This window comes from Pseudomonas wadenswilerensis (assembly GCF_900497695.1).
GTDB classification, from domain to species: Bacteria; Pseudomonadota; Gammaproteobacteria; order Pseudomonadales; family Pseudomonadaceae; genus Aquipseudomonas; species Aquipseudomonas wadenswilerensis.
Genome location: NZ_UIDD01000001.1, coordinates 562,688 through 581,248, shown reverse-complemented (window position 1 = coordinate 581,248; position 18,561 = coordinate 562,688). Strand labels below are relative to the sequence as shown.

Annotated in this window: 12 protein-coding genes; 4 read left to right on the top strand and 8 right to left on the bottom strand. The window is 63.5% G+C overall.

Annotation, left to right across the window (positions count from 1 at the left end; genetic code table 11):
- Positions 1–17 precede the first annotated feature (17 nt).
- The 8 genes from CCOS864_RS02785 to glnE form a co-directional block, all read right to left on the bottom strand.
- Positions 18–1,460, bottom strand: coding sequence for a lipopolysaccharide kinase InaA family protein (locus CCOS864_RS02785; protein ID WP_115084966.1), 1,443 nt, complete (start codon positions 1,458–1,460; stop codon positions 18–20).
- Positions 1,460–2,212, bottom strand: coding sequence for a lipopolysaccharide kinase InaA family protein (locus CCOS864_RS02780; RefSeq protein WP_115084965.1), 753 nt, complete (start codon positions 2,210–2,212; stop codon positions 1,460–1,462). Before CCOS864_RS02780 ends, CCOS864_RS02785 begins: the two co-directional genes overlap by 1 nt.
- Positions 2,209–2,943, bottom strand: a complete 735-nt coding sequence (locus tag CCOS864_RS02775; protein WP_115084964.1) for a lipopolysaccharide kinase InaA family protein — start codon at positions 2,941–2,943, stop codon at positions 2,209–2,211. Before CCOS864_RS02775 ends, CCOS864_RS02780 begins: the two co-directional genes overlap by 4 nt.
- A complete protein-coding gene (gene rfaP / locus CCOS864_RS02770; RefSeq protein ID WP_115084963.1) occupies positions 2,943–3,749 on the bottom strand; it encodes a lipopolysaccharide core heptose(I) kinase RfaP in 807 nt (268 codons plus the stop codon). The genes CCOS864_RS02775 and rfaP overlap by 1 nt, the downstream gene beginning before the upstream one ends.
- Complete coding sequence (locus CCOS864_RS02765) at positions 3,746–4,870, bottom strand: glycosyltransferase family 4 protein (RefSeq protein ID WP_115084962.1); 1,125 nt, start codon at positions 4,868–4,870, stop codon at positions 3,746–3,748. Before CCOS864_RS02765 ends, rfaP begins: the two co-directional genes overlap by 4 nt.
- The gene (waaC, locus tag CCOS864_RS02760; protein WP_115084961.1) at positions 4,870–5,928 is read right to left on the bottom strand and encodes a lipopolysaccharide heptosyltransferase I; all 1,059 of its coding nucleotides are present in this window, start codon (positions 5,926–5,928) and stop codon (positions 4,870–4,872) included. Before waaC ends, CCOS864_RS02765 begins: the two co-directional genes overlap by 1 nt.
- Positions 5,929–6,978, bottom strand: a complete 1,050-nt coding sequence (gene waaF / locus CCOS864_RS02755; protein ID WP_115084960.1) for a lipopolysaccharide heptosyltransferase II — start codon at positions 6,976–6,978, stop codon at positions 5,929–5,931.
- Positions 6,979–7,134: 156 nt separating this feature from the next.
- Entirely contained in the window at positions 7,135–10,071 is a 2,937-nt protein-coding gene (gene glnE / locus CCOS864_RS02750; protein ID WP_115084959.1) for a bifunctional [glutamate--ammonia ligase]-adenylyl-L-tyrosine phosphorylase/[glutamate--ammonia-ligase] adenylyltransferase, read from the bottom strand.
- Positions 10,072–10,505: 434 nt separating this feature from the next.
- Here glnE and aceE point away from each other — a divergent pair, with 434 nt between their 5' ends.
- The 4 genes from aceE (at position 10,506) to msrA (ending at position 18,561) form a co-directional block, all read left to right on the top strand.
- Positions 10,506–13,151, top strand: a complete 2,646-nt coding sequence (gene aceE, locus CCOS864_RS02745) for a pyruvate dehydrogenase (acetyl-transferring), homodimeric type (protein ID WP_115084958.1) — start codon at positions 10,506–10,508, stop codon at positions 13,149–13,151.
- A 13-nt stretch (positions 13,152–13,164) separates the two neighbouring features.
- On the top strand, positions 13,165–14,793 hold the full coding sequence (gene aceF / locus CCOS864_RS02740) for a dihydrolipoyllysine-residue acetyltransferase (protein ID WP_115084957.1): 1,629 nt from the start codon (positions 13,165–13,167) through the stop codon (positions 14,791–14,793).
- 315 nt (positions 14,794–15,108) lie between these two features.
- Positions 15,109–17,802 carry a putative bifunctional diguanylate cyclase/phosphodiesterase gene (locus tag CCOS864_RS02735; protein ID WP_115084956.1) on the top strand — a complete coding sequence of 898 codons (2,694 nt, stop codon included), beginning with the start codon at positions 15,109–15,111 and terminating at the stop codon, positions 17,800–17,802.
- 90 nt (positions 17,803–17,892) lie between these two features.
- Positions 17,893–18,561, top strand: a complete 669-nt coding sequence (msrA, locus tag CCOS864_RS02730) for a peptide-methionine (S)-S-oxide reductase MsrA (protein WP_115084955.1) — start codon at positions 17,893–17,895, stop codon at positions 18,559–18,561.

Here is an 18,561-nt window from a genome sequence, read left to right as displayed (position 1 = left end):
CCCGCGATGCGGCTCTATCAGTCCGCCAGCTTCGGCAGGCACTCATCCAGGCGCTTGTACAGCGCACTGCCAGCGGGCCAGTTGCGCAACAACCGCGCCCGGTCACGGGCAAAGGCCTGGGCAAAGCTCATCTGGGTAGCGTGATGACACATGGCATCCAGATCGATCAGCGACCATTGGCCGTCCTGCCAGAACAGGTTGTGGCCCTTCATGTCGCCGTGGCTGATGCGCTCGTGGATCAACTGAGCGAGCAGGTGCTGCAAGGCCTGCAGTTGCTCCTCGGGCACCTCGCCGGATTCGACATACGGCGCGAAACAAGCCAACAGATCCGGGCCATCAGCGTACTCGGTGACCAGATAGGCGCGGCTGCGCAAGCCCATGAAGCGCAGCTCCTGCACCGCCAGCGGCTTGGGCGTGGCAATGCCGAGAAACTCCAGGCGATGCCCTTCGATCCACGAATGCCAGGCCCGGCTCGGGCGCCAGAAGCGCTTGAACCAATGGGCGGTGTTCTTGATGTTGTAGCGCTTGAGCACCAGTGGCCGGCCATTGACCTCGACCTTGGCCACGCTGGCGGCGCCGCCGGTCTTGTACAGGTGGCCCTGGTCGATCAGGGTATCGGCCTGCTCCAGCACCGGCAGCATGGCGACCACTTCATTGCGGCGAATTGAACGCAGGCCCGACGGACCGCGCTCGACGCTGAACAACGTGCACTCGCGACCCGCCTTGTCCAGGTAGTCCTTCAGACGCCAGCTACGGACCTTGTCGATCTGCTTTTGCAGCGTTTCCAGCGGCAACGCGTGCTCGGCGTTGGCCAGCAGGTAATGCACCAGCAGCTCTTCGATGAACGGCTCCAGGCGCTTGGGCAACTGGGCGAAAAGTACGCCGAGGTTCTGCAGCACCTGCTGGCGCGACAACGGCTGGCCAAGGGTTTCGGCCTTGATCCCGGCGCCATCGATCAAATACAGCTGGCCGTTATGGCGCAGCAGGTTGTCCAGGTGCAGGTCGTCCTGCCACAGGCCCTTGGCGTGCATCTGCGCCACCGCCGTCAGGGCTTCGCCGAGCACCAGGTGCTGTTCATCGGCCAGCGGCGGCAGGGCTTCGACTTCAGCCCAGGCATCGGCCAGGCTCACGGCGTTTTCGAGAAACTCGAACAGCAGCCAACCGCCCTCGCCTTCGCGCAAACCATCGGCCAGCAGCAACGGCGTGGTCAGGCCCTGGGCGGCCAGCAGCCGCGCACCCTCCAGCTCACGCTGAAAATGCCGGGCAGCACTGCTGCCGACCAGCAATTTGGCCAGTACCGGCTTGCCGCGCCAGATCCCGGCGCCAACATAACGCTGGCCCGGCAGCACCCGCAGCAGGCTGAGCAACTGCAGCTCGGCACTGCCGGCGGCGTCGGCCAGGCTGATGTTCAGGGGCAGATCCGGGCTGCGCCCGGCATCCTTGAGTTCAGACAAACGCATCAGCGAGCCTCTTTCTCACGGCGGCGGCGCGTCAGGCGCTGCAGCCAGGTATCCACCAGCGGGCTGTCGGTGGGCTGGTCCAGGTAGGACGAGAGCATCACCCGCACTTCAGCTTCGCTCCAGATCGGTGCCCGGCGCAACAGCGGCTCAAGGTCCTTGAGCCGGTCACGCATGCCCAGCAGCAGCGGCCGGGTTTTCTCCAGGTCGATCAGTTGCGCCAGCCAGCCATCGCTACGGGTACGCAGGAAGATATGCTTGGGGTAAAAGCAGCCATGCACCTGATTGGCAGCGTGCAGGGTACGCGCAAGCTGCCCGCAGGCACGCAGGATGCCCTGGCGCTGGCCGATGTCCAGCTGCGGCCACTGCGCCAGCAGGCTGTCGAGGTCGCTCCAGTCATCCAGGGCACGGGTCATGAGGATCGCCCGACGCTCGCCTTCGACCTTGCGCTCGCCGTAATACACCGCCTGCAAAGCGGGAATCCCGAGCTTCTGGTAGCGGCTGATATTGCGAAACTCGCGAGCGAAGGTCGGCTCGCCGAACGGCCGGTGCAGGGTGCGGGTCAGGTAATCGCTCTGGCGCTTGAGGTAGTAGCCTTTGCCTTCAAGCTCCAGGCGATAGACGCTGCTCCAGCCGCCACGACCGGTATTGGGCTCATCCACCGCATCGAGCTGCAGGGCCCAGAGCTGGTCGAAACCGTTGAGGCCATGGCGCTCAAGCAGTGCCACATCGGCACTGGCAAGAAAGTCAGTCATTCGCGTCCCTCGAAAAACGTCACCACATGGCGAATGCGGCGTTTGTCCGATTCATTCAGACGCTCGCGCCCGCGGTACTGCAGGTAGAAGCGCAGACGCTGGGTATTCGACAAGTGATACTTGGCCACTTTGTCCAGGCACGCCAGGTCTTTGGTGATGCGGTAACGCAGCATGAAGCCCCACCAGAAATCGCCGGTCGGGCAGTCGATGAAGAATAGCGTGGCCTGGTCATCCACCAGCAGGTTGCGCCACTTCAGATCGTTATGGGTGAAGTGGTGGTCATGCATGATTCGCGTATGCCGGGCCAGCTGACGGCTGATGTGGTCAACCCAGCCGCGATCGGCCAGGCGCGCATCGTTGCGCTCGGCCAGAGCCGACAGATCTTCGGTGCGCGGCAGCTCGCGGGTGATCATCGCCCCGCGGCCAAAGGCCAGGCCATTACGCTCAAGGCCAAAGGCGACCACTTCGGCGGTGGGGATGTCCCACTTGGCGAACTGCTTGAGGTTCTGCCATTCGGCCTTGATCCGCGGGCGCCCCAAATACCGGCGCAGGCCTTTGCCTGCGCCGGTATAGCGTTTGACGTAATAGTTGACCCCGTCGCGCTCGACACGGATCACTTCGCTCAGCGGGTCGTGGGTCAGGCGCTCGCCCTTGAGGGCGAACACCGCGTCGATGCTGCCAAAATCCGTCGCCAGGGCCTGGTAGGCAGGCTCCAGTTTCCAACCCGCCATCAGAGCGCGTCTCCGTACCGTTGTTTACGCTCGTAGAGCTTCTGCGCCTTGCCTTCCAGCCAGGCCAGCAGCCCGGCTTCCTCGGCCAGAATCTGCCGTAGCGGCTGCTGGAAGTAGCCACGCAAGAAGCGCAACTTGTCGCGCCGGGTCAGGCCGATGTCCAGTGCCGAGAAGTACAGCGCGGCCAGGTCCTTGTCACGCCAGCGGCGGGAGATTTTCGCCCGGGTCTGGGCGCGGTGCAGGTCGATAACCGACAACTTGAAGTCATCGGCGGTCACCGCCCGGTCGGTGTGCAGCAAGAAATGGCAGATGTAGCAGTCGCGGTGGTTGACCCCGGCGCGGTGCATCATGCCGGTCATGCGCGCTACTTCGGCGATCAGCGCACGCTTGAGGCGCGGCGCGGGTGGCTGCTTGACCCAGTCGATGCTGAAGTCTTCGAGGCTGACGGTCGGTGCCAGTTCTTCAGTGACGATGAACGAATGCTGGGCAGCCGGATTATCACCGCGCTCACCATAGGCCACCGCAGTCATGGTCGGCACGCCCACTTCGTGCAGGCGCTGGATGGCCTGCCATTCTTGGCCGGCGCCGAGCACCGGCAGCTTGGCGGTGAACAGGTTCTTGAAGATCTCGCCCCAGCCGATGCCACGGTGGATCTTGACGAAATAGCCACGGCCTTCGACTTCGGTGCGCAGGGTACGGCGGCCTTCCAGCTCGCGGTACACCTCGCCTTGCAGGGCCTCGACGGCCTCGAAGGCATCGCGCCCGGCCCACAGGCGTTTGAACGGCTCAGCCAGTATCAGTTTCATGCGCGCTCCTGCGCCAGGATCACGTCGGCGGCATGCTCGGGCATGCTGTAGAGGTCGGCGCTGTCGGCAAACGCCAGGCCATTGCGCGCCCACTCGGCGCGAGCGTTACCCTCTTCGAGCATGCGCTGCAGGTAGCGGTTGAGCTGCTCCTGTTCGAACGGCTCATCGAGCACCAGGCCGCTGTCGGCTTCGGCGATGTAATGGGCATAGCCGCACACGGCCGAAACCAGTACCGGCAGCCCGGCGACCAGCGCTTCGAGCAGCACGGTGCCGGTGTTTTCGTTGTAGGCCGGGTGGATCAGCAGGTCGGCGCCGAGCAGAAAGCGCGGGATATCGCTGCGGCCCTTGAGGAACTGCACCTGGTCGCTCAGCCCGAGGGTTGCGCTTTGCAGCTGGAACACCTTGGGGTCGTCCTGGCCGATGACCATCAAGCGCGTGCGCTTGCGCAAGGACGACGGCAAGGCGGCCAGGGCCTTGAGGCTGCGGTCGACACCCTTGGTCTTGAAGCCGGAGCCAATCTGCACCATCAGCAGTTGATCATCCTCAAGGCCGAACTCACGACGGAATTCGGCGCGGATCTCGGCGGCATTGGCCGGCGCGCGGCGGTCCTGGCTGATGCCAGGTGGCAGCAAATGGAAGCGCTCGATCGGTGTCTGGTAATGCTTGATGAACAGCGGCTGCTGGACTTCGGAGATCATCAGGATCTCGGTCTTGGCATCCTTGGCGAACACCGCCCGCTCGTACTCGGCAAAGTGCCGGTAGCGGCCCCAGCGCCGATACAGCGAGTTGCGCAGGTTCTGCGCCTTGTCTTCGAAGCAGCCGTCGGCGGCGTAGTAAACGTCCAGCCCGGGCATCTTGTTGAAGCCGATCAGGCGGTCAACCGGGCGCTTGGCCAGGTCCGCTTCCATCCAGGCGCTGAGTTTCTCGTTGCGCCGATGGTTGAACAGCGCCTTGACCGGTGCCACCAGCACTTCGAAGCCCTCGGGCACATCGCCTTCCCAGATCAGCGTGTAGACGCGGATCTGGTGACCGCGACGCTGACACTCCAGGGCAATGCGCATGAAGTCACGCTGCAGGCCGCCGAAGGGGAAATACTTGTATAGAACAAAAGCCAGTTGCATCAACGAACATCCTCAGCCAGCAGCAACGCGCGCAATTGGCTCGCCACACGCTCGGGATTCAGGCGAGTGAAGCACAGTGGCCACTCGCGTTTGAGATCGAACCGGCGCTGGTCATCAGCGCTCGGCTTGTAGGTACATTTTTTTTGCAGGCACGGCGCGCAGGCAAAATCGCTGGCGATATGCACCTGGGACTTGCCATAGGCACCGGTGAGGCCCGGGTTGGTCGGGCCGAACAGTGACAGGGTCGGTACATCCAGTGCTGCCGCCAGGTGACCGAGGCCGGTATCCACGGCAATGCAGGCCTTGGCTGCGGCCAGTACGCGGGCGACTCCGACCAGGTTCAACTTGGGCAACACCTGGCAGTTGCTCAGGCCCTTGGCAATGCGCTCGGCTCGCGCCTGCTCGGCCGGGTTGCCCCACGGCAGGCGTACCTGCAGGCCTTGCTGGCCGAGGCGTTCGGCCAACTGACGCCAGTAGGCTTCCGGCCAGTGCTTGGTCGCCCAGGTGGTGCCGTGCAGGAACACCACGAACGGCGCCGCCGGCGGCAACTGCAGGCGGTTGAGGTCCAGGCCGTAATCGCCCAGACCAGCCGGCAGGTTGTAGCCCAGAGCGAGGGCGAACAGCTGGCGCACCCGCTCCACCGCATGCTGGCCGCGCTCCACCGACAAACGCCGGTCGTAGAAGCGGCTCGCCAGCCCTTCACGGGCCGAGTAACGGTCCATGCCGGCCACCGGCGCCTTGACGTAACGGGTCAGCCAGGCGGATTTGACCAGGCCCTGGGCGTCGATCACCAGGTCATACTTGCTCTCGCGCAGACGCTGCTTGAACTGGCGCCACTCGCCGCTCTTGAAGGTCTGCCAGAGGTTCTTGCGCCAGCGACGAATGGCCACCGGGATGATCTTGTCCACCGCTGGGTGCCAGCTGGGGATCTCGGCAAAGCCTTCTTCGACCACCCAGTCGAAGCGGATGCCGGGGATTGCCCGGGCGGCGTCGGTCAGCGCCGGCAGCGCGTGGATCACATCGCCCAGGGACGAGGTCTTGATCAGCAGTACCCGCACTTAATCGACCTCGGCCATGACGTCGATCAGGTTCGGGCCGTTCAGGCGCTGCAGCGCAGCTTCCACGGCTTCCGGCTCCAGTTGACGCAAGCAGTTGTAATGGCCGAATCGGCAGGTACGGTCGAAACAGGGGCTGCAGTCCAGGCCCAGGCGCACCACCTCGACCTGATCGGCCAGGGGCGGAGTGAAGCCCGGCGAGGTCGAGCCGTAGACCGCCACCAGTGGACGGTTCAGCGCGGCGGCCACATGCATCAGCCCGGAGTCGTTGGACACCACCGCATTGCTGCACGACAGCAGGTCGATGGCTTCGGCCAGCGAGGTCTCGCCGCTGAGGTTGCTGGCTTCTTCGCGCAGCCCCGGAATCAAGCGGGCACGAATGGCCTCGCCGACGGCGTGGTCGTTCTTCGAGCCGAACAGCCAGACTTGCCAGCCTTCGCGGATCTTGGTCTCGGCAACCTTGGCGTAATGCTCCGACGGCCAGCGTTTGGCTTCACCGAACTCGGCACCGGGGCACAGCGCCAATACCGGGCGGTCCAGGCTCAGGCCGAACTTGGCCAGGGCGGCGTCGCGGCTCTGCGCTTGAATCTGCAGGCTCGGGCGCGGGTACGGCTGCGCCAGCTCGGCACCAGCCGGGTAGGCCAGGGCCATGAAGCGCTCGATCATCAGCGGGTACTTGGCCTTGTCGAGCTTGCGCACGTCGTTGAGCAGGCCGAAACGCAGCTCGCCGCGCCAGCCGGTGCGCTTGGGGATGCCGGCAAAGAACGGCACCAGCGCCGATTTCAGCGAGTTGGGCAGCAGGATCGCCTGGTCGTACTGGCCGGCCAGGGATTTGCCGATACGCCGACGCGTAGCCAGTTCGAGCGCGCCGTGGCCGAGCGGGAAGCTCAAGGCCTGACGCACTTCGGGCATGCGCTCGAGGATCGGCCGGCTCCACTCGGGTGCCAGCACATCGATCACACATTCCGGGTGACGCTGCTTCAGGCACTGGAACAAAGTCTGCGCCATTACCATGTCGCCCACCCAGCTGGGGCCAATGATCAAAATTCTCATGCTTTATCCAGAAACGATCAGGGAGGCTGCAAACTGTCCGCAAACAGCCTGGCCTCCCCTCTTTATATTCAGGCTATATGTCGACCAGTGTACGCCACTCGGGCTGTACTGTGGTCGTGGCAGGCGTCCTGATGCCTGAACCGCCTGGCCGATGTATCAACTCAAGCCCAGCTCCGACCAGATCCGCCGCACCTCCTGGCGCTCCTGAACGAACTGTCCGGCATCGATCACCCCGGCCTGCTTCTGCAGGGCCTGGCGGTGCGCGGCGGAACGGAACGCCTTGTACACCTCGCGCAGCAGCACGGCATCGCTGGCGGGCATCAGCCCAGCCTGCTCGAGCTCTTCGAGGATGCGGATATTGTCGGTCCAGCGCAGCAGCGCCGGATGGTCGTGAGACCAGGCCAAAGCGGCGTATTGCACCATAAATTCGATATCGACGATACCACCGGCATCCTGCTTGATATCGAAGGGCACACCGGCATCGAAGGCGTTGGCCGCCGTCCCGGCGGCGCTGAGCTTGGTGCCGAGGTTGTCGCGCATCTTGGCGCGCATCTCGCTGACCTCGGCCTGCAGCTTGGGCAGGTCGCGCGCCTGGCCGAGAATGCGTGCACGCACGGTCTCGAACGCCGAACCCACCTGCGGGCAACCGACCAGCACCCGGGCGCGAACCAGGGCCTGATGCTCCCAGGTCCAGGCTTCGTTTTGCTGGTAACGCTCAAAGGCGCCCAGCGAGCTGACCAACAAACCTGAGGCACCCGAGGGGCGCAGGCGCATATCAACGTCGTAGAGCTGGCCGGAGTTGGTCTGGGTGGTCAGCAGGTGAATAATGCGCTGGCCCAGGCGGGTGAAGAACTGCGCGCTGTCGATCGGCTTGGCACCGTCGGTTTCGGCCTGCGGGTCACCGTCGTGGATGAATACCAGGTCCAGGTCCGAGCCGTGGCCCAGCTCGATGCCACCCACCTTGCCGTAGCCGACAATAATGAAGCCCGGGTCGCACAGGCTGCCGTCGCTGCGCTTGGGCTGGCCGTGACGGCTCACGGTCTGGCGCCAGGCCAGGGCCAGCACCTGGTTGAGGATGGCTTCGGCCAGCCAGGTCAGGTAGTCGCTGACTTTCATCAACGGCAGGTTGCCGGCGATTTCCGAAGCGGCCACGCGCAGGCTGTGGGCCAGCTTGAAGTGGCGCAGGGCTTCCATTTGCTGTTCAAGGTCGTCTTCGGGGATGCGCGTCAGCCGCTCGCGCAACTCGGCGGCCAGTTCCGGGGCCTGCGGCGGGCTGAACAGGCGGCCTTCGTTGAGCAGCTCGTCGAGCAGCAGCGGGAAACGGGTGATCTGTTCGGCGATCCACGGGCTGGCGGCGCACAGGGTCAGCAGGCGGCGCAGCGCCCCGGGGTTTTCGGTGAGCAGCACCAGGTAGGCCGAACGCCGGGCTACGGCTTCGACCAGCGGCAACACCCGCTCCAGCACCAGGTCCGGATCGGCGTGCTCCACCGCCTGGGCCAGCAAACGTGGGATAAAGGCATCCAGACGCTCACGCCCCAGGCGCTGCATGGCCCGCAACTGCGGGCTGACGCGCAGGCCGGCAAGCTGCTTGAGGGCTTTTTCCGGGTCGGCGAAACCGGCGTCCTGCAACTGACGGCAGGCGGCCTCTTCATTCTGGGCTTCTTCCCACAGCGGCAGCCATTCGCCGCCGACGATCACTTCACCTTCTTCATTCTCGTCTTCGTCCGGGTCGGCAATCACCTGACGGAAGTGCCAGTCGATACGCCCACGCCAGTGCATCAGCTGGGCATGGAAGCTCGGCCAGTCGGCAAAGCCGAGCATGAAGGCGATGCGCGCGCGGTCCAGTTCGTCGTCCGGGAGCATCTGGGTCTGGCGGTCGGCAATCGCCTGGATCGCGTGTTCGGTGTAACGCAGGAACTCATAGCCTTCACGCAGCTCGGCAATCACCGCCGCTGGCAGGTAGCCCTGCCCTTCGAGGGTCGACAGCACCTTGAGCAACGGCCGTTGTTGCAGGCTCAGGTCGCGCCCGCCGTGAATCAGCTGGAAGGCCTGGGCGATAAACTCGACTTCGCGGATGCCGCCGGCACCCAGCTTGATGTTCTCGGCCATGCCCTTGCGCCGCACTTCCTGCTGGATCAGCTGCTTCATGGTGCGCAGCGCTTCGATCGCCGAGAAGTCCAGGTACCGCCGGTAGACGAAGGGCCGCAGCATATCCAGCAGTTGCGCACCGGCGACCTGGTCGCCAGCCACCACCCGCGCCTTGATCATCGCGTAGCGTTCCCAATCGCGGCCCTGGTCCTGGTAATACTGCTCCAGGGCATTGAAGCTGAGCACCAGGGCGCCGGCCGAACCGTAAGGGCGCAGGCGCATGTCGACACGGAACACAAAACCGTCGACGGTGATCGGGTCCAGGGCCTTGATCAAGCGCTGGCCCAGGCGGGTGAAGAACTCCTGGTTATCCAGCGAGCGCTTGACCCCTTCAGTCTCGCCGCCTTCAGGGAAGGCGAAGATCAGGTCGATGTCCGACGACAGGTTCAGTTCCACCGCGCCGAGCTTGCCCATGCCCAGCACCACCATGTGCTGCGGCTGGCCGCTGCGGTGGCCGATCGGAGTGCCGAACTGCTGGCAATGGCGCGGGTACAGCCAGTTGTAGGCCTGGTCGATAGAAGCGTCGGCAAGGTCGGACAGGTCGCGGCAGGTCTGCACCAGGTCGGCCTGGCGGGTCAGGTCGCGCCAGATGATCCGCACCTGCTGGCGGCTGCGCTGGCGGCGCAGGTTGCGCGCCAGTTCGTCTTCGCTCTCGGCAGCCTGGGTGGCGGCAGCGATCTGCGCGCACAGCGCACCTGGGGCAAATGCCCGGTCGAGCTCGCCACTGGCGGCCAGATCAACCAGCATCGCCGGGTCGCGCAGCACCTGTTCAAGGACGAAATCACTGGCCGCAGTCACCCGGGCAAACTGCGCCCAGCGCTCGGCGTTCCAGCCTTCAACAGACAATTCGGGGAGCTGGGCGACAGCCGCACGAAACGATTGCTCGTTACGGCTGACCAAGGCAGTGAGGGTGGCCGGCAGTTCGGCCAGCAAAGGCAGGCTCATGGTCTATCCTTGATCGGCGAGAAAAGATTGGCGAGTGGGAGCGGGCTTGCCCCGCGATTGGGCTTTTTCAGGAAAATCGCTTCGCGGGGCAAGCCCGCTCCTACCGACCACTGCTGGACTGTCGTACAAAAGTTAGAAATAGCTGTAAAAACTGATTTTCTGGCAGAAACCATCGCAGCAAACCTTTTCTTAACTTGTTTTTAACCACCGGTATCGATTTTTCCCACAACCCGAACAGCGGCCACGAGCCATTTTTGTGTAGTTTTACTACTGCCCGATCACCTCAAAAGCATGAAATGGTGATTCATTTGTAGTAAAACTACACAACGCCGGTACACTCTCCGGTAATCCAAGAATTTCATGTCGTCTGCCCAAAAGGCCAGTCGCAAACTCAGGCAACCGATTCTGGAAGCCTTTCCGCCCTGGAGCAAGCCATGCAAGACCTCGATCCCGTCGAAACCCAGGAATGGCTGGACGCCCTGGAGTCGGTTCTCGACAAAGAAGGCGAAGACCGCGCTCACTACCTGATGACCCGTATGGGCGAGCTGGCCACCCGTAGTGGCTCTCAGCTGCCATATGCCATCACCACGCCATACCGCAACACCATCCCCGTAACCCACGAAGCACGCATGCCTGGCGACCTGTTCATGGAACGCCGCATTCGCTCGTTGGTACGTTGGAACGCGCTGGCCATGGTAATGCGCACCAACCTGAAAGACTCGGATCTGGGCGGCCACATCTCCAGCTTCGCCTCCAGCGCCACCCTGTATGACATCGGCTTCAACTACTTCTTCCAGGCCCCGACCGACGAGCACGGCGGCGACCTGATCTACTTCCAGGGTCACGCTTCGCCAGGCGTCTACGCCCGTGCGTTCATGGAAGGCCGGATCACCGAAGACCAAATGAACAACTTCCGTCAGGAAGTCGATGGCAAGGGCCTGTCGTCCTACCCACACCCATGGCTGATGCCTGACTTCTGGCAGTTCCCGACCGTTTCCATGGGTCTGGGCCCGATCCAGGCGATCTACCAGGCGCGTTTCATGAAGTACATGGAAAGCCGTGGCTACATCCCTGCCGGCAAGCAGAAGATCTGGTGCTTCATGGGCGACGGCGAGTGTGACGAGCCGGAATCCCTGGGCGCAATCTCGCTGGCTGGCCGCGAGAAGCTGGACAACCTGATCTTCGTCATCAACTGCAACCTGCAGCGCCTCGACGGCCCGGTTCGCGGCAACGGCAAGATCATCCAGGAACTCGAAGGTGTGTTCCGTGGCGGTGGCTGGAACGTCAACAAAGTGGTCTGGGGCCGTTTCTGGGACCCGCTGCTGGCCAAGGACGTCGACGGCATCCTGCAACGCCGCATGGACGAAGTCATCGACGGCGAGTACCAGAACTACAAGGCCAAGGACGGCGCGTTCGTCCGTGAGCACTTCTTCAACACTCCAGAGCTCAAGGCCATGGTCGAAGACCTGTCCGACGACGAGATCTGGAAGCTCAACCGTGGTGGTCACGACCCGTACAAGGTCTATGCGGCCTACCACCAGGCGGTCAACCACAAAGACCAGCCGACCGTCATCCTGGCCAAGACCATCAAGGGTTACGGCACCGGTGCTGGCGAAGCCAAGAACACCGCGCACAACACCAAGAAGGTCGACGTCGACAGCCTGCGTCACTTCCGCGATCGTTTCGACATCCCGGTCAAGGACGAAGAGCTGGAAAACCTGCCGTTCTTCAAACCTGAAGAAGGCAGCGCCGAGGCCCGTTACCTGGCCGAGCGCCGCAGCGCCCTGGGTGGCTTCGTGCCGCAGCGCCGCGCGAAGAGCTTCAGCATCCCGACGCCGCCACTGGAAACCCTGAAGGCGATCCTCGACGGCTCGGGCGACCGTGAAATCTCCACCACCATGGCCTTCGTGCGGATCCTCGCGCAACTGGTCAAGGACAAGGAAATCGGCCAGCGCATCGTCCCGATCATCCCGGACGAAGCCCGCACCTTCGGTATGGAAGGCATGTTCCGCCAGCTGGGCATCTACTCGTCCGTCGGCCAGCTCTACGAGCCAGTCGACAAAGACCAGGTGATGTTCTACCGCGAAGACAAGAAGGGCCAGATCCTCGAAGAAGGCATCAACGAAGCGGGCGCCATGTCCTCCTTCATCGCTGCCGGTACTTCGTACTCGAACCACAACCAGCCGATGCTGCCGTTCTACATCTTCTACTCGATGTTCGGCTTCCAGCGTATCGGCGACCTGGCCTGGGCCGCTGGCGACAGCCGCACCCGTGGCTTCCTGATCGGCGGTACCGCCGGCCGTACCACCCTCAACGGTGAAGGCCTGCAGCACGAAGACGGTCACAGCCACATGCTGGCCGCGACCATCCCGAACTGCCGCACCTATGATCCGACCTACGGCTACGAGCTGGCGGTGATCATCCAGGACGGCATGAAGAAGATGACCGAAGAGCAACAGGACGTCTTCTACTACATCACCGTGATGAACGAGTCCTACCAGCAGCCAGCCATCCCGGCCGGTGTCGAGGAAGGCATCATCAAGGGTATGTACCTGCTCGAGGAAGACACCCGCGAAGCTGCACACCACGTTCAGTTGCTGGGCTCCGGCACCATCCTGCGTGAAGTGCGCGAAGCGGCGAAGATCCTGCGTGAAGAGTTCAACGTTGGCGCCGACGTCTGGAGCGTTACCAGCTTCAACGAACTGCGTCGCGACGGCCTGGCCGTAGAGCGCAGCAACCGCCTCAAGCCTGGTCAGAAACCTCAGGTTACCTACGTCGAAGAGTGCCTGGCTGGCCGCAAGGGCCCGGTCATCGCCTCCACCGACTACATGAAGCTGTTCGCCGAACAGATTCGCCAGTGGGTACCGAGCAAAGAGTTCAAAGTCCTGGGTACCGATGGCTTCGGTCGCAGCGACAGCCGCAAGAAGCTGCGTCACTTCTTCGAAGTCGACCGTCACTTCGTGGTGCTGGCTGCCCTGGAAGCCTTGGCTGACCGTGGCGATATCGAACCTAAGGTCGTGGCTGAAGCCATCACCAAGTTCGGCATCGACCCGGACAAACGCAACCCACTGGACTGCTGAGGAGTATTTTTAAGTGAGCGAACTCATTCGCGTACCTGACATCGGCAGCGGTGAAGGTGAAGTCATCGAGCTGTTCGTCAAAGTTGGCGACCGTATCGAAGCCGACCAGAGCATCCTGACCCTGGAATCGGACAAGGCGAGCATGGAAATCCCTGCTCCCAAGGCCGGTGTGGTCAAGAGCCTGAAGGTCAAGCTGGGCGACCGCCTGAAAGAAGGCGACGAACTGCTGGAACTGGAAGTCGAGGGCGCCGCTGCTGCGGCCCCTGCGGCTGCCCCTGCCGCAGCACCTGCTGCCGCGGAAAAACCTGCTGCTGCCGAGGCCCCTGCGGCCCCGGCCGCTGCACCGGCGGCTGCCACTGTTCAGGACATTCATGTTCCGGACATCGGCTCCTCGGGCAAGGCCAAGATCATCGAGCTGCTGGTCAAGGTTGGCGACACGGTCGAAGCCGACCAGTCGCTGATCACCCTGGAATCCGACAAGGCCTCGATGGAAATCCCGTCGCCGGCTGCCGGCGTGGTGGAAAGCATCGGCGTCAAGCTGGAAGACGAAGTCGGCACTGGCGACTTCATCCTCAAGCTCAAGGTCCAGGGCGCCGCCGCGCCAGCAGCAGCGCCTGCCGCTGCTGCTCCGGCCAAGGCTGAAGCTGCGCCCGCCGCAGCCGCCCCTGCGCCAGCTGCCAAAGCCGAGGCCGCACCTGCTCCTGCTGTTGCCCCTGCGGCAAACGGTGCCAAGGTGCATGCCGGCCCTGCCGTACGTCAGCTGGCCCGTGAATTCGGCGTCGAGCTGAGCGCCGTCGCTGCCAGCGGCCCGCACGGTCGTGTGCTCAAGGAAGACGTACAGGTTTACGTCAAGGCCATGATGCAGAAGGCCAAGGCAGCTCCAGCCGCCGGTGCAACCGGTGGTGCTGGTATTCCGCCGATCCCGGAAGTCGACTTCAGCCGTTTCGGCGAAATCGAAGAAGTGCCGATGACCCGCCTGATGCAAGTTGGCGCCACCAACCTGCACCGCAGCTGGCTGAACGTGCCGCACGTGACCCAGTTCGACAGCGCCGACATCACCGAGCTGGAAGCTTTCCGCGTAGCCCAGAAGGCCGTGGCCGAGAAGGCTGGCGTCAAGCTGACCGTGCTGCCCCTGCTGCTCAAGGCCTGCGCCCACCTGCTCAAGGAACTGCCGGACTTCAACAGCTCGCTGGCCCCTAGCGGCAAGGCGATCATCCGCAAGAAGTACGTCAACATCGGCTTCGCGGTTGATACCCCGGACGGCCTGCTGGTCCCTGTGATCAAGAACGTCGACCAGAAGAGCCTGCTGCAACTGGCTGGCGAAGCTGCTGCCCTGGCGGAAAAAGCCCGGACCAAGAAGCTCTCGGCCGACGACATGCAAGGCGCCTGCTTCACCATCTCCAGCCTCGGCCACATTGGCGGCACCGGCTTCACGCCGATCGTCAACGCGCCGGAAGTGGCGATCCTCGGTGTGTCCAAGGCGACCATCCAGCCAGTCTGGGACGGCAAAGCCTTCCAGCCGAAGCTGATGCTGCCACTGTCGCTGTCCTACGATCACCGCGTGATCAACGGTGCAGCTGCTGCGCGCTTCACCAAGCGCCTGGGCGACCTGCTGACCGACATCCGCACCATGCTCCTGTAATTGCTGTTTCCTGTCTCCCCTGCCGGGGAGACAGGCTCCCTTTTCGAGCTGCCACGCTCGTACCTCAACCCCGTCATTTTGGCGGGGCTTTTTTTATCTGCTGGAATGGTCCCCCTGTGGGCGCGGCGATGCGGCGGTCCGACTTGCCCCGCGATGGGCAGCGTCTGACTTAAGATTCCTACGCCAATGCCGACACAGTTAGTACGGAGGTCTCTGTATCGCTTGTCAGCCTCAAGCGCATGATGCAACCTTGCCGACACGCGTAGTAGCAGATTGCTCTATTTGCGCGAACAGCCTTCTTGAAGCGAGCTCTCGATGAAAAGCCAACCTGATGCCGCCAGCCGTATGGTGGCCGAGGTCGTGACGCAGTTGCCCGTGCCCTCGCGGCTCGGGATGCTGCGTTTCGAGCGGCTGAACGAGGCGAGCTGGGCGCTGCTCTATCTTGATCCTGGTTGTGAACGGCAATTTGGCCTGGCCGCAGTGGAACTCTGTGCACTGGTCGGCTCGCCCTACGCCAGCCTGATGGAGCCCGAAGCGCGCTACAAACTGCACGATGCCATTCAGTTGCAACTGGCCCAGCGCCCGCATTACCTGGTGCGCTATACCCTGCACACCGCCCAGGGCCCGCTGCACCTGCTGGAGCTGGGCGAAGCCTACAAGCAGCACAACCGCCAGTTGCTGCGCGGTTACCTGATGGTCCTCGACAGCCAGCCGGGTGACACGCCAGACCTGTCGGCCGCCGACCTCGAAACCCGCAACAGCCGCCTGCAGATCGCGTTGCAGCTCAACCAGCGGGCCCAGCAGGAACAGCTCGAGCACCTGGAGCGGGTACGTGCCCAGCAGGACCTGATCCTGCACCTGGCCCGCCATCGCTACAGCGCCAGCAATTCGCTGCTCGAAGCCGCCGAACTGATCACCCGCAGTGCCTGCGAGATCTACAAGATCGACTGCGCGAGCATCTGGTACCTGGAAGACCAGCACCTGCAACCAATCTCGGCGTTCTACCGAGACACCCAGGAATACCGCCTGCCCGAGCCGATCGACGCCAGTCGCTTTCCCGACTACCTCGAAGCCCTGCACACCAGCCGCGCCATCGACGCCCACAACGCCACCCACGACCCGCGCACCCGGGAAATGGCCGAGAGCCTGCGCCCGCGCGACATCAACGCCATGCTCGACGCCAGTATCCGCATCGATGGCCAGGTGGTCGGGGTATTGTGCCTGGAGCAAACCGGCTCGGCGCGCGCCTGGCAAACCGATGAAATTGCCTTTGCCGGCGAGCTGGCCGACCAGTTCGCCCAGGTCATCAACAACCACAACCGGCGCACCGCGACCAACGCCCTGCACCTGTTCCAGCGCGCCGTCGAGCAAAGCGCCAACGCCTTTTTGCTGGTCAACCGCGACGGCGTGGTCGAGTACGTCAACCCAAGCTTTACCGCCATTACCCAGTACAGCACCGATGAAGTCCACGGCCACCGCTTGTCGGAACTGCCGGCGCTGGAAAACTTGAGCGAACTGCTGTTCGACGCGCCGTCCAGCCTGGCCATGGGCAACAGCTGGCAGGGCGAATTCAAGAGCCGGCGCAAGAACCTCGAGCCCTACTGGGGCCAGCTGTCGATTTCCAAGGTGTTCGGCGACAACCGCGAACTGACCCATTACATCGGCATCTACGAAGACATCACCCAGAGCAAGCTGGCCCAGCAGCGCATCGAGCGCCTGGCCTATACCGACAACCTGACCAGCCTGGGCAATCGCCCGGCGTTCATCCGCAACCTCGACGAGCGCTTCGCCCGCGACAGCGACAGCCCGATCAGCCTGCTGCTGGTGGACATCGACAACTTCAAGCGAATCAACGACAGCCTCGGCCACCAGACCGGCGACAAGCTGCTGATCAGCCTGGCCCGACGCCTGCGCAACAGCCTGAGCCCCGGCGGCAGCCTGGCGCGCTTTGCCAGCAACGAATTCGCCGTGCTGCTCGAAGACACCGACCTGGAGGGCGGCCAACAGGTTGCCCAGCAACTGCTGCGCACCCTCGACAAGCCGATGTTCGTCGACAACCAGCTGATCAACGTCACCGGCTCCGTGGGCCTTGCCTGCGCGCCGCTGCATGGCCGCGACCCGCAGACCCTGATGAAGAACGCAGGCCTGGCCCTGCACAAGGCCAAGGCCAACGGCAAGCACCAGGTCCAGGTGTTCACCGAGGCGCTGAATGCCGAGGCCAGCTACAAGCTGTTCGTCGAGAACAACCTGCGCCGCGCCCTGACCCAGAACGAACTGGACGTGTTCTACCAGCCCAAGCTGTGCCTGCGCAGTGGCCGCCTGCTGGGCCTGGAAGCGCTGCTGCGCTGGAACCATCCGGAAAAGGGCATGATCCGCCCCGACCAGTTCATCAGCGTCGCCGAAGAGACCGGGCTGATCATCCCTATCGGCAAGTGGATCGCCCGCCAGGCCTGCCGCATGAGCCAGAAGCTGCGCACCGAAGGCCTGGGTAACCTGCAGGTGGCGATCAACCTCTCGCCCAAGCAGTTTTCCGACCCCGACCTGGTCGCCTCGATCGCCAACATCCTCAAGGAGGAAGCCCTGCCCCCGCACTTGCTGGAGCTGGAGCTGACCGAGGGCCTGCTGCTGGAAGCCACCGAAGACACCCACCGCCAGCTCGACCAGCTCAAGCAACTGGGCCTGACCCTGGCCATGGACGACTTCGGCACCGGCTATTCGTCGCTGAGCTACCTGAAGAAATTCCCGATCGACATCATCAAGATCGATCGCAGCTTCATCCACGAAATCCCCGACAACCAGGACGACATGGAGATCACCTCGGCGGTGGTGGCCATGGCCCACAACCTCAAGCTCAAAGTGGTTGCCGAAGGCATCGAGACCGCCGAGCAGCTGGCATTCCTGCGTCGTCACCGCTGCGATGTCGGCCAGGGCTACCTGTTCGACCGGCCGATTCCAGGCAGTGAGCTGATCGATAAGCTCAAACGCTATCCGCGTGGCCCTATCGCCTGACAGCGGCGTTTCTCTCGGGCAATATAGAGTTCATTCAGGCCCCTTCGCGGGGCAAGCCCGCTCCTACCTTTTATCAGCAGAGGAACGATCATGGTCCTGCGCTCGGAGATTCTGGTGAACAAAAACGCCCTGCCCACTGCGGAACAGGCCCTGCCTGGCCGCGAAACGCCGATGACCCTGCCCGAGAAGCATTTCGTCTTCAAGGACACCCCGCTGCTCGGCCCGTTCTTCGAAGGCGCCATCGACTTTGCGATCTTTGGCCTGGGCTGCTTCTGGGGTGCCGAGCGGCGCTTCTGGCAACGTGAAGGCGTGGTCAGCACCGTGGTCGGCTATGCCGGCGGCTTCACCCCCAACCCGACCTACGAAGAAGTCTGCTCGGGCCTGACCGGCCACACCGAAGTGGTGCTGGTGGTGTTCGACAAGGACAAGGTCAGCTACAAAGAGCTGCTGGCGATGTTCTGGGAACTGCACAACCCGACCCAGGGCATGCGCCAGGGCAACGACGTCGGCACCCAGTACCGCTCGGTGATCTACTGCACCAGTCCCCAGCAACTGGACGAGGCACTGGCCAGCAAGCAGGCCTACCAGGCCGAACTGAGCAAGGCCGGCTTCGGCGAAATCACCACCGAGATCGACCAGGCGCCGACCGTGTACTTCGCCGAAGCCTACCACCAGCAGTACCTGGCCAAGAACCCAGAAGGCTACTGCGGCATCGGTGGTACCGGTGTCTGCCTGCCACCGAGCCTGCAAGGCAACTGA